The organism is Litorilituus sediminis, assembly GCF_004295665.1.
Lineage (GTDB): Bacteria > Pseudomonadota > Gammaproteobacteria > Enterobacterales > Alteromonadaceae > Colwellia > Colwellia sediminis.
Genome location: NZ_CP034759.1, coordinates 2209547 through 2226439 on the forward strand (window position 1 = coordinate 2209547; position 16893 = coordinate 2226439).

Consider the following 16893-nt stretch of genomic DNA (forward strand, 5'->3'; position numbering starts at 1 on the left):
GCGCCTTCTTCGCTTACTGGTTTGGTTAGCTAACGCTATTCCTGATCTAGTTCGATGTTAATACCTAACGAACGAATTTCTTTCAACAATACGTTGAATGACTCAGGGATACCTGGCTCCATTCTGTGGTCACCGTCAACTAAGTTCTTATACATCTTAGTACGACCGTTAACATCATCAGACTTAACCGTTAACATTTCTTGTAAGGTATATGCAGCACCGTATGCTTCAAGTGCCCATACTTCCATCTCACCGAAACGCTGGCCACCAAACTGAGCTTTACCACCAAGTGGTTGCTGAGTAACCAAGCTATAAGAACCAGTTGAACGGGCATGCATCTTGTCATCAACTAAGTGGTTTAGTTTCAGCATGTACATGTAACCTACCGTTACTGGACGTTCAAACTTGCGACCAGTACGACCGTCAGTTAATACGAACTGACCACTTTCTGGCATATCAGCAAGCTTAAATAGCTCTTTAATTTCTTTCTCTGCCGCACCATCAAATGCAGGTGTTGCAATAGGTAAACCAGCACGTAAATTGTCTGCTAAACGCAGTACTTCTTCATCAGAGAAGCTTGCGATATCAACTTCTTGGCGAGACTCACCCACGTTGTATACGTCTTGTAAGAAGTTACGTAGCTTATGAATCTCTTGTTGAGCTTCTAACATACGGTTAATTTTCTCACCAACACCACGTGCCGCCATACCTAAGTGAGTTTCTAAGATCTGACCTATGTTCATACGTGATGGTACACCTAGCGGGTTCAACACGATATCAACAGGTACGCCGTTTTCATCGTACGGCATATCTTCTACTGGTACTACGTTAGAGATAACACCCTTGTTACCGTGACGACCAGCCATCTTATCACCCGGCTGAATACGACGTTTAACCGCTAAGTAAACTTTAACAATCTTCAATACGCCCGGTTGTAAGTCATCACCTTGAGTGATCTTACGACGCTTGACTTCGTATTTCTTATCAAAGTCTTCTTTGATGTTATCCCACTGCTCAGCAATTTGCTCTAATTCAGCTTGCTGTGCTTCGTCAGATAAGTTCTGCGTTAACCACTTATCACGAGACATAGACGTTAAATCTGATTCATTTAAACCAGCTGATAGTAATAACTTCTTAGTACGTGCATAGATGCCATCTTCTAAAATGCTTAATTCATCGCCAAGATCTTTCTTAACTTCTTTAAGTTGCATTTCTTCGATTTCGATTGCTCGAGCATCTTTTTCTACGCCATCACGTGTGAAGATTTGTACATCGATGATAGTACCTTTAACTGAGTTAGGTACACGTAACGAGCTATCTTTAACGTCAGCTGCTTTCTCACCGAAAATTGCACGTAGTAGTTTTTCTTCTGGTGTAAGTTGCGTTTCACCTTTAGGTGTTACTTTACCTACTAAGATATCACCACCGCTAACTTCAGCACCTATGTATACAACACCCGCTTCATCAAGCTTAGCTAATGCAGATTCACCAACATTAGGAATATCAGCAGTGATTTCTTCACTACCTAGCTTAGTATCACGAGCAATACAGGTTAATTCTTGGATATGAATTGTAGTAAAGCGATCTTCTTGTGCTACACGCTCAGATAACAACATTGAATCCTCAAAGTTGTAACCATTCCACGGCATGAAAGCGATACGCATGTTTTGACCTAATGCTAATTCACCCATATCGGTTGAAGGACCATCGGCTAATACATCGCCACGAACTACTGGTTCACCCATACGACACACTGGACGCTGGTTGATACAAGTGTTTTGGTTAGAACGTGTGTATTTAGTTAAGTTGTAAATGTCGATACCCGCTTCACCTGGGATCATTTCATTTTCATTTACTTTAACTACGATACGTGATGCATCAACGTAATCAACGACACCACCACGTTTAGCAACAGCTGTAACACCTGAGTCTACCGCTACTACTTTTTCCATACCAGTACCAACAAGTGGCTTGTCCACTTTCAATGTAGGTACAGCTTGACGTTGCATGTTCGAGCCCATTAAGGCACGGTTAGCATCATCGTGTTCTAGGAATGGAATAAGTGATGCTGCCACAGAAATAATTTGCTGTGGAGATACATCCATATACTGAACTTCATCAGAAGATTTCAGTGTAAATTCATTTTTGTGACGACAGTTAACTAAGTCTTGCGTTAACTTTTGATTTTCATCACGTTCAGCGTTTGCCTGAGCGATAACAAAGTTACCCTCTTCAATCGCTGATAAGTAATCAATTTCATCGGTCACTACACCATCAACCACTTTACGGTATGGTGTTTCTAAGAAACCATAGTCGTTAGTTCTTGCATAACAAGAAAGTGAGTTGATCAAACCGATGTTTGGACCTTCAGGTGTTTCGATAGGACATACACGACCGTAGTGCGTTGGATGAACATCTCGAACCTCGAAACCAGCACGTTCACGCGTTAAACCACCTGGGCCTAATGCAGAGATACGACGCTTGTGCGTTACTTCTGATAACGGGTTGTTTTGGTCCATAAACTGTGACAATTGAGAAGAGCCAAAGAACTCTTTAACTGCCGCAGAGATAGGCTTAGCATTGATTAAATCTTGTGGCATAGTGCCGTCTAAATCACCCAGACTTAAACGCTCACGTACAGCACGCTCAACACGAACTAGACCCACACGGAATTGGTTTTCTGCCATTTCACCCACAGAGCGAATACGACGGTTACCTAAGTGATCGATATCATCCACTTCACCTTTACCGTCACGAATATCGATAAGGGTTTTCATTACAGAAATAATATCGTCGTTAGATAAGATACCTTCACCGACATCATCAGCGTTACCAACACGACGGTTGAACTTCATACGACCTACTGTTGATAAGTCATAACGCTCTGATGAGAAGAATAAGTTATCAAATAAGGCTTCAGCAGCATCTTTTGTTGGTGGCTCACCAGGACGCATCATACGGTAAATTTCAACTAATGCTTCAAGGCGGTTAGTTGAACTATCTACACGTAAAGTATCAGACATGTATGAACCGACATCGAATTCATTCATGTAAAGTGTAGAAATAACTTTATGGCCTGCTTGGCTTAACTCAGCTAAAAGCTCTAAGGTGATTTCAGCATTTGCTTCAGCAATCACTTCACCTGTTGATTCATCAACGTAAGCTTTTGATAATACGCGACCAACAATATACTCAGCCGGTACTTCTAGCTTATCTACTTTCGCTTTGTTTAAAGCACGAATATGACGAGCCGTAATACGACGACCTTGTTCAACTAAGATATCATCTTTATCAATCTTAATATCAAACGTTGCTGTTTCACCACGTAAGCGATCAGGAATTAAATCCATGATCAACTTATCACCTTTGATTTCAAAGTTCGTTGTATCGTAGAAAATATCTAAAATTTGTTCTGTAGAATATTCTAAGGCACGTAAGATAATCGACGCAGGTAATTTACGACGACGGTCAATACGTACGAACAAGTTATCTTTTGGATCAAATTCGAAATCTAACCATGAACCACGGTAAGGAATTACACGCGCGTTATATAACACTTTACCTGAAGAGTGTGTTTTACCTTTGTCGTGATCAAAGAAAACACCAGGAGAGCGATGCAATTGTGAAACGATAACACGTTCAGTACCATTAATTACAAAGGTACCGTTCTCTGTCATCAACGGGATTTCACCCATGTAAACTTCTTGCTCTTTGATATCTTTTACAGTACCTGCCGGAGCTTCTTTATCGTAAACCACTAAGCGTAATTTAACGCGTAGCGGTGCAGAATAAGTTACACCTCGTATTTGACATTCTTTTACGTCAAATAACGGTTCGCCTAAGCGATAGCTTACATATTGTAACTCTGAGCTACCTGAATAAGCTTTAATTGGAAAAATAGAACGGAAAGCAGCCTCTAGACCGGTTTCACCTGTTGGATCAATATCAATAAACTTGCTAAAAGATTCGAGTTGGATGGACAACAAGAATGGATAATCCATTACTTGTGCGCTTTTACCAAAGTCCTTTCTAATTCGCTTCTTCTCAAAGTATGAGTAAGCCATGGGGTTCCTCAGCTTGCTGGTTATGGCCAATCTGCTTAGTAATGCATAGAACATCTAAACAGGGTATTACAGTAACGCTTACGTCTAAGCGTTACTTGGTAAACAACATTTGCATACCTAACGCTAAATAATGCACTGTTTTGGTTTAAAAAAACACCATTTTCTTTAGCGCAAAAAGGCCGGTGACGATTAAATCACCAGCCATTGCCTTTTCAGGCAAATAATCTGTTTGAAGTCAGATTATTTGATCTCAACAGAAGCACCAGCTTCTTCAAGAGACTTCTTAAGTTCTTCAGCTTCAGCTTTGTCAACACCTTCTTTAAGTGCTTTAGGCGCGCCTTCAACTAGCTCTTTAGCTTCTTTAAGGCCTAAACCTGTAGCGCCACGAACTGCTTTGATTACAGCAACTTTCTTATCGCCGAAACCAGTTAAGATTACGTCAAATTCAGTTTGCTCTTCAGCAGCACCACCAGCGTCACCGCCAGCAACAGCAACAGCAGCAGCAGCAGATACGCCGAACTTCTCTTCCATTGCTTCAACTAATTCAACTACGTCCATTACTGACATTTCAGCAATAGCATTTAGGATATCGTCTTTAGAAATAGACATTATAAAATTTCCTGTTTTTTAAGAAACAGCCTTTGATAACTCGTGTTGATCAAAATATGACTGTTTGAAATAACTATTAATACAAAAAGTGTTTTTAATAAGTCGATACTTATTAAGCAGCTTCTTGTTCTTTCTGATCGCGAACTGCAGCAAGTGTGCGGGCAAGTTTGCCTGCAGATGCTTCTTTCATAGCGCTCATTAAACGTGCAATTGCTTCGTCGTAAGTAGGTAGCTTAGCTAACATGTTTACGTCTACAACATTACCTTCAAATGCAGCTGCTTTTAATTCAAATGCTTCGTTAGTTTTAGCGAAGTCTGAGAATAAACGTGCAGCAGCACCTGGGTGCTCGCTTGAAAATGCAATTAATGAAGGACCTTTAAATGTATCAGAAACACACTCAAAATCAGTACCTTCTACTGCACGACGTGCTAATGTGTTACGGACAACTTTCATCCATACGCCATTTTCACGTGCTTGCTTACGCAATACAGTAATTGCTTCAACTGTAACACCACGGGCATCCGCAACTACAGCTGATTGAGCGCCTTTGGCAGCTTCTTGAACTTCAGCAACAATTGCTTTTTTGTCATCAAGATTGATAGCCATTGGCTTTAACTCCTGGTTCACCGGGCATTTATATACGCACCGGTATTTACAATCCCTAGCAAATAAAACACTTGCTAGGCCATCACGGCGAGGACCAGAATTTAAGGAAATATCTGGGTAATCACCATCTACGTAGGAAAATATTAAGTCATTAAATCAGAAGAAGTAATCACACCTACGGTCTTTGACGGGGGTCGCTTTAACTAATGCAAAAAGCAAAAATAAAGCAACTCCTACCAAAATTTAAGGGGCGAAATTATAGTCTACAATATCGCCCTTGTAAAGATTCAATACGCAAACTTTAGTCAATAATAAATTAAAGAGTTAAGCTTGATTGGTTGATGGCAACGCCAGCACCCATAGTAGTAGAAAGTGAAACTTTCTTGATGTATTGACCTTTAGCATTAGCAGGTTTTGCTTTCTTAAGCGCTTCCAATAATGCTTCTAAGTTTTCTTGTAGCTGTGCAGCTTCGAAATCAGCCTTACCAATAGTAGTATGGATGATACCGTTTTTGTCGTTGCGGTAACGGATCTGACCAGACTTAGCGTTTTTAACAGCGCCAGCTACGTCAGGAGTTACTGTGCCAACTTTAGGGTTAGGCATTAAACCACGTGGGCCTAAGATTTGACCTAGTTGACCAACAACACGCATTGCATCAGGAGAAGCAATAACAACGTCGAAGTTCATTTCACCAGCTTTAACTTGCTCAGCTAAGTCATCCATGCCAACAACGTCAGCACCAGCTTCTTTAGCTTTCTCAGCGTTTGCGCCTTGTGTAAATACAGCAACACGAACATCACGGCCAGTACCATTTGGTAATACTGTTGCACCACGAACGTTTTGGTCTGATTTACGAGCATCAATGCCAAGGTTTACAGCAACATCTACGCTTTCACGGAATTTTGCTGTAGCAAGTTCTTGCAATAAAGCTACTGCTTCATTGATATCATATTCTTTTAATACGTCTACTTTTTCACGGATAAGACGAGCGCGTTTTGATAATTTAGCCATTGATTAGTCCTCTACCACTAAACCCATTGAACGAGCAGAACCCGCAATAGTACGCACTGCAGCTTCCATTGAACCAGCAGTAAGATCAGGTTCTTTTGTCTTAACGATTTCTTCAAGTTGTGCAGTTGTTACTGTACCAACTTTTTCAGTGTTAGGACGACCAGAGCCACTCTTGATACCAGCTGCTTTTTTCAATAAGAATGAAGCAGGTGGAGTCTTAGTTTCGAAAGTAAATGAACGGTCATTGTATACAGTAATTACTACTGGAACCGGAGCACCTTTCTCGATTGAATCTGTTTTTGCGTTGAACGCTTTACAGAATTCCATGATGTTAACACCGTGTTGACCTAATGCAGGACCAACTGGTGGTGACGGGTTAGCTGCACCAGCAGCTACTTGTAGCTTGATTAAAGCTTGGACTTTCTTAGCCATTTTAAATACCTTATGTTTGGGTGATTAACGCTATTTACTCCAGAAATTCTTCTATGAGTTTTCGCTCCCCAGTTTACTAATACGCAGTCTCTCAAAATGAAATACTACATTTTTAGTGCGCGCTAAAAATAAGCGGCAGCGGATTATATATTAACCAGTAAAAAACTTGCAAGTTTTTTACTAAAAAATTGCAATAAAAAAGCGCTTAATAAAATTAAGCGCTTTTTGGAAAACTTAAATTAACTAATGAATACTTAGTTAGTCTTTTCAACCTGACCAAATTCAAGATCAACCGGTGTTGAACGACCGAAGATAAGTACAGATACTTTGATACGGTTTTTCTCGTAATCAAGCTCTTCAACAACACCATTAAAGTCAGCAAATGGACCATCGATAACACGAACCACTTCACCTGGCTCAAACAATGTTTTCGGCTTCGGCTTATCTGTTTCTTCTAAGCGCTGTAAGATGCGATCTGCTTCACGCTGCGTGATTGGTGCTGGACGATCACTAGTACCGCCAATAAAACCTAATACACGTGGCACACTTTTCACTAAGTGCCATGCTTCTTCATCCATTTCCATCTGTACAAGAACGTAACCTGGGAAGAATTTACGTGAACTCTTACGCTTTTGACCAGCGCGCATTTCAACCACTTCTTCCGTTGGCACTAAAATCTCACCAAATTTATCTTGTAAACCGTGAATTTCAATGTGCTCAATTAAAGTTTTTTGTACGCGAGCTTCGTAACCAGAAAATGCTTGGACAACATACCAACGCAACTTTTTGTTTACTGCTTTCTCTTCACCTTCCGGTGCTGTGTTCTCTTCAGAGAAAATATCTTCAGACATAACTAAACCTGCATACCTGTAACTAAACCAACTAACCAGAATAGAACTGAATCTAATCCCCAAAGTAATAATGCCATGATCACAGTAACCACTAAAACGATACCTGTAGTTTGTACCGCTTCTTGACGTGTTGGCCAGACAACCTTGCGAACTTCTGTTCTTGATTCTTTAGCAAACATTACCGCATTGCGACCTTTTTCAGTTTGTACTGCAATAAAGCCAGCGATGGCAACGGCAACTACAACCCCAATAGCACGATACAATACTGACGCTTCACCAAAAACGTAATTGCCAGCAACAGCAGCAGCTAAAAAGAAAAATACTGCTACCCATTTGAATGTATCTAGAGAACTGCTCGGTTGCTCTTCTGTACTTGCATTCATATTTCTATTCCGTTTATCACTATCTAATTTACTGTCGCTAAACTTAATAATTAAGCTTAGTTAAGGTTTAACTCAGTAGTTGAGTTAAACAAAAAGTGGCAGGGGTGGAGAGACTCGAACTCCCAACCATCGGTTTTGGAGACCGCTGTTCTACCAATTGGAACTACACCCCTACAATCTGCTCAAAAGCAATAGTTACACTTGTCGGGTGAATCTTAGTTGTTTGGGAATTAAGAGATACTCGAGAAGTGAGGCGCTATTATACTCAGCCTAGGGTTTTACTCAAGGACTATTTGTGATTTTGCCCTAGTTCTGATGATATTTTCTTTACCATAAAAACAAAAAAGGCCGCTTACGCGACCTTTTTCAGTGTGTTCTAAAATCTAGAGATTAGTCTAAGATTGAAGATACAACACCAGCACCTACAGTACGACCACCTTCACGAATCGCGAAGCGTAAACCTTCGTCCATCGCTACTGGGTTGATTAGCTCAACAACAAACTTAAGGTTGTCGCCTGGCATTACCATTTCTACACCTTCAGGTAATTCTACAGAACCTGTGATGTCAGTTGTACGGAAGTAGAACTGTGGACGGTAACCTTTGAAGAATGGTGTATGACGACCACCTTCATCTTTTGAAAGTACGTATACTTCTGATTCGAACTTAGTGTGTGGCGTGATTGAACCAGGAGCCGCTAATACTTGACCACGTTCAACGTCTTCACGCTTAAGACCACGTAAAAGAATACCACAGTTCTCACCAGCACGACCTTCGTCAAGAAGCTTACGGAACATTTCTACACCAGTACAAGTAGACTTTTGCGTCTCACGGATACCAACGATTTCTACTTCATCACCTACTGTGATGATACCACGCTCTACACGACCTGTTACAACAGTACCACGACCTGAGATTGAGAAAACGTCTTCGATAGGCATGATGAATGCACCGTCGATTGCACGCTCTGGCTCTGGAATGTAAGTATCTAATGCTTCAGCAAGTTCTAATACTTTCGCTTCCCACTTCTCTTCACCGTTAAGTGCACCCAAAGCAGAACCTTGAATTACTGGCAAGTCATCACCTGGGAATTCGTATTCAGAAAGAAGTTCACGAACTTCCATTTCTACTAATTCTAATAACTCTTCGTCGTCAACCATGTCACATTTGTTCATGAATACGATGATGAAAGGTACACCAACCTGACGAGATAATAAGATGTGCTCACGTGTTTGTGGCATTGGACCATCTGTAGCTGCTACTACTAAGATAGCGCCGTCCATTTGTGCAGCACCAGTAATCATGTTTTTGATGTAATCGGCGTGACCTGGACAGTCTACGTGTGCGTAGTGACGATCCGCTGTATCGTATTCGATGTGAGAAGTATTGATTGTAATACCACGCTCACGCTCTTCTGGAGCATTATCGATTTGTGCGAAATCTTTTACTTCACCACCGTGAGTCTTCGTTAATACCGCAGAGATAGCAGCTGTTAACGTAGTTTTACCGTGGTCAACGTGTCCGATTGTACCAACGTTTACATGCGGTTTCGAACGTTCAAATTTTTCTTTAGCCATTTTAAAATACCTCTGGGTATAGTAATAATCTACAATTTAAGTTTACATTTTAATAACGAGATAATGATATAAGCATCTAAGGAATGGTGCTGATAGGCAGATTTGAACTGCCGACCTCACCCTTACCAAGGGTGCGCTCTACCAACTGAGCCATATCAGCATTTTGTCACAAAGATTGGAGCGGGTGGCGGGAATCGAACCCGCTTCTCTAGCTTGGAAGGCTAGGGTAATAGCCAGTATACGACACCCGCTTACTCTATCAGATTATCTCTGTTTTTTAGACTCACGCTAGCTGCATGAATCAAAAATATGGTGGAGGGAGGTGGATTCGAACCACCGAAGGCGGAGCCGTCAGATTTACAGTCTGATCCCTTTGGCCACTCGGGAACCCCTCCAAATTTTAGTATTAATGGTGCCGACTGCCGGAATCGAACTGGCGACCTACTGATTACAAGTCAGTTGCTCTACCAACTGAGCTAAGTCGGCACTACATTAAGTGGTGCGAATTCTAGAGTAATGTTTTGCCCCTTGCAATAGGGAAATTGAAAAAAAATTGATGTTTTTTGCTCTTTCTAAGCACTTTGTCGTTTTTTTACTCACCACAAAAGCTAAAATGGTCATTTATAGAGCAAATTCTATATAGCTTACTCTATATATGTAGCGAGACCTTGAAAGATTAGATTAGCCACATGTTCACTTGGCAGCTGCAAATGCTGTTGAAGTTTATGTGCATTACCGCCGGTAATAATCACCTTATCTAATTTTGCTAGTTGCTCAGCTTGCTCAATAGCGACATTAATAGCGCCTATTGTTGCTGCCCAACAGGCATTATTGACATTCGCAGAAGTGTTTTTGCCAAAAGCTAGCGTTGCTTGAGTTGATTTTTCTGCATGAACTAAAGTGGTATCTGATAAGACGGCGCTATACAAGGTATCAATACCCGCTAAGATATAACCCCCTTGATGCTGACCGTCAGCTGTCAGTAAATCTATGGTGGTTGCCGTGCCAGCATCAACAATTAAGCAATTTTGCTGCGGGTAAATATTTGACACAGCTACTAAGGCTAGCCAACGATCAACCCCTAAACTTTCAGGCTTATCATAAGCAGAGCACAGATTCGCCTTTTGCTGTTCACTCACCACTTGTTTAAATGATTTATTATTTTGCTTACACCAAAGGTGTAATGCATCAACCAGTAATTCATTAGCAACACTGGCAACAATCACGCCTTCTACCGCTAAAAAGTGCTGATTAAAGTATTGCTGATCAAATTGCTCATTCGCGACAACTTGAATGTCGCCATACTGACGTAAGTGATATAGCGTATATTTAGCTCTGCTATTACCTATATCGATTAAGGCGTTCACTGTGCGCTCCTTAAACTGACCTCGCCACCATAAATTGGCTGAACTTGACCATTCACTTCAAGCAATAAAGCCCCTTGATTATTAATACCTCGACAAATCCCTAAAGTAGTCCGTTCACCTGTAAGCAGTTTTACTTGCTTATTTAAGTACAAGTCTTGTTTATGCCAATCATCTAGCATTGGCGACAAGCCATGAAGCTTGTGTTGTTCTAATCTTTGCCATAAGGCATTAATAATAGCGGCACAAATATCATTGCGATCAATCTTTTTCTCGCTGTGTTTTTGCAAATCAGTCCAGCGCTGGTCAATATGTTGTGCCGCTAAATCTGGCATATTAATATTTAAACCTAAACCAATAACACTGTGGCTCGGCTCAAGCGGCTGCCCTTCTAAATCAATAAGTATGCCTGCTAATTTAACGCCATCAAGGTAGACATCATTAGGCCATTTTAGCTGAACTTGCACATCGCAATACGATTTGATGGCATCACTAACAGCAAGCGCAGTAACTAAACTTAAGCCCATCGCGGCTGATAAGCCCTGCTCAAGATACCAATACATAGAAAGATAAAGCTGAGAGCCAAATGGAGAGATCCATTGCCTGCCTCGTCGTCCCCGCCCTGCACTTTGAAACTCAGCTAAACATACTTGCCCTTGTATAAGCTGGTTCGGTAAACGGCGCATTAAGTAGTCGTTAGTTGAATCAATCAAGCTATGCACCTCAACTACAGGTAATGCTTTACTGTCAAGTTGAGCGCAAATTTTATCTTTGTTTAATAGTGTAATTGGCTCTGATAGCTTATAACCTTTACCCGTGACGCTATAAATATCAAGCCCCATATCAATAAGCGCTTTAATATGTTTTGCTATGGCGCTACGACTGACCTCAAGCTCTTCTGCTAATGTTTGCCCTGAAATAAAACGCCCTTGTGCTAACGCCTGAATTAAATGCTCTTTTATCGCTTTAGTCATGAGTTAACTCACTTACTACAGAAAAATCAGTTAAATCGTTAAAGGCTTGTTCACCTAGCTCGCCAATCATCCTTACCTCAGGCTCAATTGTCACAGCAAAGTGCTCAAACACCCGCTGTTGAATATATTTAGCCAGGCCAACTACATCTTTTCCTGCCCCTTGCCCATAGTTAACTAACACTAAGGCCTGTTTTTGATGAACACCCACATGCAAAAAACGCCCGCCTTTTAAGCCAAGTTGATCAATTAACCAGCCAGCAGCTAATTTCACCTCACCACTTGCTTGCGGATAATGCGGCATATTTGGGTATTGCTTATGTAACTGAGAAAATAAGCTTTGACTGACAACAGGGTTTTTAAAAAAGCTGCCGGCATTAGGTAGTTCATTTGGATCAGGCAACTTACTTTGCCTAATTTTTATAACTTGCTGCATAACCTCTTTGGCGCTTGCATTTGCAGGCAACTCATCTAAGCCCTGATAAGTTAACTTTGCTTGCCAGTTCTTAGGAAATGTCAAAACAACTTGCGTGATCACACCGCGATTATGTAACTCATGTTTAAAAATACTTTCTCGATATGAAAAATCACATGCTTGAGCTGAAAGCTCAACTAAGCTGCTGGTGTTAAAATCAAAAAAGTCTACTTTCAGGCAAAAGTCAGCAAATTCAACACCATAAGCACCTATATTTTGTACTGGTGCAGCGCCCACACTGCCGGGAATTAACGCCAGGTTTTCTAAGCCATAAATGCCTTCATTAATACAAAAAGCAACAAGCTGATGCCAATTCTCACTGGCGCCAACGGTTACCCTGTATTCATCAACACCTTCTTGTATGCTAATGCCCATAAACTTAGGTTTAATGATGACAGGAGCTTTATCTTGTACAAATAAACTATTGCTGCCTTCCCCCAAAATATAAAACTGCCCGCAAGTCACAGCGTCAAGTTGAGCCAATTGTTGTAAGTCATCAATAGAGCTAGGGAAATAGATGGTTGAGCTATTACTTTTGACATTAAAGCTATTTAAAGCCTGTAAAGCATAGTCTTGTTCTGAAATCATAAAAATATAGGCGAGCAAATGTTCATAGCGCCATTGTACTGAAAATTACCGCTAACACCAATGGCTAGCAATTCATCTTGACCCATATACTTGTGCAATTTACCCTAACAACCAAAACGATAAGAAAATAAGATGTTCAAGTTACCTAAAATAGGCCCTGCAATATTAGTTACTGCCGCATTTATTGGCCCTGGCACAGTCATTACCGCAACCTTAGCTGGGGCAAACTTTGGCTTTTCACTGTTATGGGCTCTGCTATTTTCAGTACTTGCCACCATCATTTTACAAGAGATGGCTGCCCGTTTAGGTATAGTTACCCAACGAGGGCTTGGCGAGAATATTCGTAGTCATTGCCACACACCACTAATCAAGCTACTGGCTTGCACACTTGTGGTTAGCGCGATTGTGATTGGCAACGCAGCTTATCAAGGCGGCAACATTGCCGGTGCGAGTTTAGGGTTAACAGGTATTTTTGGCGCAACTCAACTAAGCGAACAAATATCACTTTGGCCGCTATTAATTGGCTTACTTGCTTTTACTATTTTATTCACTGGCAGTTATCGAATTATTGAAAAAGCCTTAATTTTATTAGTGGCAATCATGAGTTTGGCATTTTTGGCTACCTTTATTATCACTAAACCAAATCTAACTGAGCTCTTTTCTGGCTTATTTATTCCTAGCCTGCCATCAGGGGCAACATTAACGGTAATTGCCTTAATTGGCACCACAGTTGTGCCTTATAACTTATTTTTACATAGCGCGAGTGCTAGTGAGAAATGGCGTAAACCTGAACATATTAAAGAAGCAAAAAAAGATTTATTTATACCTATCCCGCTAGGCGGCCTGATCACGCTTGCCATTGTTTCCACCGCAGCCAGTGCTTTTTTTGGTAAAAATATTGCTATTACTAATGCAGCTGATATTGCACCAGCCTTGCAGCCACTCTTTGGTGACTTAGCCGGTATATTTATCGCTATTGGCTTATTCTCAGCAGGCATTTCATCAGCGGTAACAGCGCCTTTAGCTGCATCTTACGCGTTAAATGGCGTGCTTAAGCTTGACAATAATATAGCTTCGCTAAAGTTTAAAAGTATCTGGTTTATCATATTGTTATTGGGCGTGTTTATTGCAATAACGGGTTACCAGCCAATAAAAATCATTTGGTTTGCCCAAGTAACCAATGGCATTTTATTACCATTAATAGCTATTTTTCTTGTGTGGATAATGAATAGTAAACAATTAGGTCAGTACAAGAATTCAACTAGACAAAATATCTTTGCGAGTATAGTCGTTGTACTTACCTTAGTATTAAGTGCACGTAGCCTTATGTCAGCGTTTGGTATGCTGTAGCCAGCTTTAATGAGCAAAGCTGACCTAACGGCTTACTCATCAGCAAAAATTGCCACAAAGTTTTCACCGCTAGACGACTTACTGCCTCGATACATGCCTTTGGTATTAAAAGGCAAAGCAACATTACCTAATCTATCAATAATAATAACGCCACCTGTACCACCGACAGGCATTAACACCTTATGAATCACTTCATTACCAGCTTGCTGAATAGTTTTGCCTTGGTATTTAACACGTGCGCAAATATCAGCAGCGACATTATAGCGAATAAAGTATTCACCGTGCCCAGTAGCAGATACTGCGCAAGACTGGTTTTCTGCGAAAGTGCCTGCGCCAATAACGGGGGAATCGCCAATACGGCCAAAGCGTTTATTGGTCATACCGCCAGTTGACGTGCCCGCTGCTAAGTTACCGTACTTATCTAAAGCAACTGCACCAACTGTTCCCACTTTATATTCAGTAGCGAGCGATTGATGTGCTGCTTGATAATCTTTTAACTCTTGCTGCGCTTTTTTCATTTTTTCTTTAGCTTTTAACAATGATTTATAGCGACTTTCACTATCAAATAGGGTGTTATCAACCAATTCAACACCTTGTGTTTGCGCAAATTGCTCGGCTCCTTGACCACTTAACATAACGTGTACAGACTCATCCATAACTAAGCGCGCTAAGTTGATAGGGTTTTCAATACGCTTTACACCTGCGACAGCACCAGCTTGACGAGTGCGACCATCCATTATTGAAGCATCCATTTCATGGGTTTCATCGTATGTATAAACCGCACCTTTACCGGCATTAAAGAAAGGGGAATTTTCTAGCACATTAATCGCAGCGGTAATCGCATCTAAACTAGCGCCACCTTTAGCCAAGACAGCATAACCAACATCAAGTGCTTGTTGTAATTTCGCCCGATACGCCTGCTCTTTTTCAGGGGTAAAGCGAGACTTTTCTATGGTGCCAGCACCACCATGAATAGCAATAGTTATAGGGTGCTCTGCACTAGTTTTGTGCTCAACCGGTGTTGTTGCTTTACTGCTATTTGCTGTTACTAACAAAGAAAGGGCGAGAAGAGGTGCAAAAGCACGAATGCCTGATTGTGTTTTAGTCATACTTGGTTGCCAGATTGCTAAAAGATTTTACCAATTTGCCCAATAAATGACTAAAACACAAGTGCCTTAACGGGTTGAATTTTTCCTCGAGTATGACAATTTAGACCATAATTAAGCTAGCAACAAAATAGGCAATAAGCGTTAATGCCCCGCCAAAAAGCGCATAAGGTAATTGCGTTTTAACATGTTCAAGTAAATCACAACCTGAAGCTATCGCTGATACGCAGGTAGTATCTGATATTGGTGAACAGTGATCACCAAAGATACCGCCACCTAAAATAGCGGCAATAACTAATGAAGGCGGTAAACCTAATGTTTGAATGAGTGGCACGCCAATTGGGATCAAAATGGCAAATGTCCCCCAAGAAGTACCAGTACTGAACGATATTAATGCCCCTGCTAAAAACAGCATAGGAACAATAAAATAAACAGGCAAGTAATCACCGACCACACCGGCAATAAAAACGCCTGTACCTAGCTCTTTTAAACTCGCACCTAAGGTGAGTGAGAATAATACAATGGTGACCAGCGGCATCAGCTCTGCTATACCTTTAAAGCCAACATCAACTAATTCTTGGTGTGAATAACGCTTAGAAAAAAGCAGCAAGAAATAAGCAACCACTAAAGCAAAGCAGGTAGCATACAAAACTGACTTACCACCACTACCTTGGGTGATATCACCATTCCCTGTCCAAAACATAAAAAAGAACATTGCAGCAACCATACTCAGTAACGGCACTAGCATAAAACGCGCTTTTGTTGCTGGCACTAACTGCTGAGCACTTGATTGCTCAGTATTCTCGCCCTCTTTGTGCATATCTAACTCTGCCTGCTTCATAGAGCCATGTACTTTATCTGTTGTTATGGTATAGACCACCATTAATAGGGCAATAATGGCGTAAAAATTAAAGGGTAAAGTGCCCCACATAATCGCCATAGCCGACTGCTCTAGCTCATAAGTATTTAATAAACCTAATACATAAGCTCCCCAGCCATTAAGCAGAATCAAAATACACACAGGGGCACTGGTACTATCAATGATATAAGCCAAACGGGCACGACTCATTTTGAACTTATCAAACAAGTCGCGTGAGAGAATACCCGCAGTCAGTACACTTAAGTTCGATTCTATAAAAATAACTAAACCTGTGAGAAAGGTAACAGAGCCAACTTGGCGCTTACTTTTAGCAATGCCTTTGCTCACTATACGCTCTACTAAGGCAGTTACACCGCCTGAGTTTCTTACATAGGCAAGCAAGGCTCCAATAAGCAAGCTGAAGATAAGCAAGCGAGCATTACCAGGTGAGCTAACCACCGCAATAGTGCGCTCAATAGTGCCAAGAAAAGCATGAAAAAGAATATTTGAATCGCCAGCCGTGGCTAATAACAGCTCTGAAGTAAATACGGCTGCTAATAAAGCCAAAATCACTTCTTTTTTCCACAGTACAACTACAATTGCCACGATAGGCGGCAACACTGACAACCATTCCATCTCAATACCTT

At 41.1% G+C, this 16893-nt stretch carries 14 protein-coding genes and 5 tRNA genes; 1 reads left to right on the forward strand and 18 read right to left on the reverse strand.

Features of this window, described 5'->3' with window-relative positions; translation table 11 throughout:
* Positions 1–35 precede the first annotated feature (35 nt).
* The 16 genes from rpoB to murB all read right to left on the reverse strand — a co-directional run bounded on the left by rpoB (position 36) and on the right by murB (position 12931).
* The gene (gene rpoB, locus EMK97_RS09830) at positions 36–4064 is read right to left on the reverse strand and encodes a DNA-directed RNA polymerase subunit beta (protein WP_130601706.1); all 4029 of its coding nucleotides are present in this window, start codon (positions 4062–4064) and stop codon (positions 36–38) included.
* Between the two features lie 240 nt (positions 4065–4304).
* Positions 4305–4673 carry a 50S ribosomal protein L7/L12 gene (gene rplL, locus EMK97_RS09835; RefSeq protein WP_130601708.1) on the reverse strand — a complete coding sequence of 123 codons (369 nt, stop codon included), beginning with the start codon at positions 4671–4673 and terminating at the stop codon, positions 4305–4307.
* Between the two features lie 112 nt (positions 4674–4785).
* On the reverse strand, positions 4786–5280 hold the full coding sequence (gene rplJ / locus EMK97_RS09840) for a 50S ribosomal protein L10 (RefSeq protein WP_130601710.1): 495 nt from the start codon (positions 5278–5280) through the stop codon (positions 4786–4788).
* A 316-nt stretch (positions 5281–5596) separates the two neighbouring features.
* Positions 5597–6292, reverse strand: coding sequence for a 50S ribosomal protein L1 (rplA, locus tag EMK97_RS09845; protein WP_130601712.1), 696 nt, complete (start codon positions 6290–6292; stop codon positions 5597–5599).
* A 3-nt stretch (positions 6293–6295) separates the two neighbouring features.
* A complete protein-coding gene (rplK, locus tag EMK97_RS09850; protein ID WP_130601714.1) occupies positions 6296–6724 on the reverse strand; it encodes a 50S ribosomal protein L11 in 429 nt (142 codons plus the stop codon).
* A 254-nt stretch (positions 6725–6978) separates the two neighbouring features.
* A complete protein-coding gene (gene nusG / locus EMK97_RS09855) occupies positions 6979–7575 on the reverse strand; it encodes a transcription termination/antitermination protein NusG (RefSeq protein ID WP_246028750.1) in 597 nt (198 codons plus the stop codon).
* A gap of 2 nt (positions 7576–7577) precedes the next feature.
* On the reverse strand, positions 7578–7958 hold the full coding sequence (secE, locus tag EMK97_RS09860) for a preprotein translocase subunit SecE (RefSeq protein WP_130601716.1): 381 nt from the start codon (positions 7956–7958) through the stop codon (positions 7578–7580).
* A 96-nt stretch (positions 7959–8054) separates the two neighbouring features.
* Positions 8055–8131 (reverse strand) — tRNA-Trp (locus EMK97_RS09865).
* A 217-nt stretch (positions 8132–8348) separates the two neighbouring features.
* Positions 8349–9533, reverse strand: coding sequence for an elongation factor Tu (gene tuf, locus EMK97_RS09870; RefSeq protein ID WP_130601718.1), 1185 nt, complete (start codon positions 9531–9533; stop codon positions 8349–8351).
* Between the two features lie 84 nt (positions 9534–9617).
* Positions 9618–9693 (reverse strand) — tRNA-Thr (locus EMK97_RS09875).
* Between the two features lie 16 nt (positions 9694–9709).
* A tRNA-Gly gene (locus EMK97_RS09880) sits at positions 9710–9784 on the reverse strand.
* Positions 9785–9843: 59 nt separating this feature from the next.
* A tRNA-Tyr gene (locus tag EMK97_RS09885) sits at positions 9844–9928 on the reverse strand.
* 15 nt (positions 9929–9943) lie between these two features.
* Positions 9944–10019 (reverse strand) — tRNA-Thr (locus EMK97_RS09890).
* Positions 10020–10177: 158 nt separating this feature from the next.
* The gene (locus EMK97_RS09895) at positions 10178–10900 is read right to left on the reverse strand and encodes a type III pantothenate kinase (RefSeq protein ID WP_130601720.1); all 723 of its coding nucleotides are present in this window, start codon (positions 10898–10900) and stop codon (positions 10178–10180) included.
* Positions 10897–11871 (reverse strand): bifunctional biotin--[acetyl-CoA-carboxylase] ligase/biotin operon repressor BirA, encoded by a 975-nt coding sequence (gene birA / locus EMK97_RS09900; protein ID WP_130601722.1) that lies wholly within the window; start codon positions 11869–11871, stop codon positions 10897–10899. Before birA ends, EMK97_RS09895 begins: the two co-directional genes overlap by 4 nt.
* The gene (gene murB / locus EMK97_RS09905; RefSeq protein WP_130601724.1) at positions 11864–12931 is read right to left on the reverse strand and encodes a UDP-N-acetylmuramate dehydrogenase; all 1068 of its coding nucleotides are present in this window, start codon (positions 12929–12931) and stop codon (positions 11864–11866) included. Before murB ends, birA begins: the two co-directional genes overlap by 8 nt.
* Before the next feature lie 132 nt (positions 12932–13063).
* On the opposite strand from murB, the gene EMK97_RS09910 reads away from it, so the two are divergent.
* A complete protein-coding gene (locus EMK97_RS09910) occupies positions 13064–14281 on the forward strand; it encodes an Nramp family divalent metal transporter (RefSeq protein WP_130601726.1) in 1218 nt (405 codons plus the stop codon).
* 32 nt (positions 14282–14313) lie between these two features.
* Here the strand turns inward: EMK97_RS09910 and EMK97_RS09915 are convergent, their stop codons facing one another.
* Both EMK97_RS09915 and EMK97_RS09920 read right to left on the reverse strand, forming a co-directional pair.
* Positions 14314–15390, reverse strand: coding sequence for an isoaspartyl peptidase/L-asparaginase family protein (locus EMK97_RS09915; protein WP_130601728.1), 1077 nt, complete (start codon positions 15388–15390; stop codon positions 14314–14316).
* Positions 15391–15490: 100 nt separating this feature from the next.
* Positions 15491–16882 carry a Na+/H+ antiporter NhaC family protein gene (locus tag EMK97_RS09920; RefSeq protein WP_130601730.1) on the reverse strand — a complete coding sequence of 464 codons (1392 nt, stop codon included), beginning with the start codon at positions 16880–16882 and terminating at the stop codon, positions 15491–15493.
* Positions 16883–16893 lie beyond the last annotated feature (11 nt).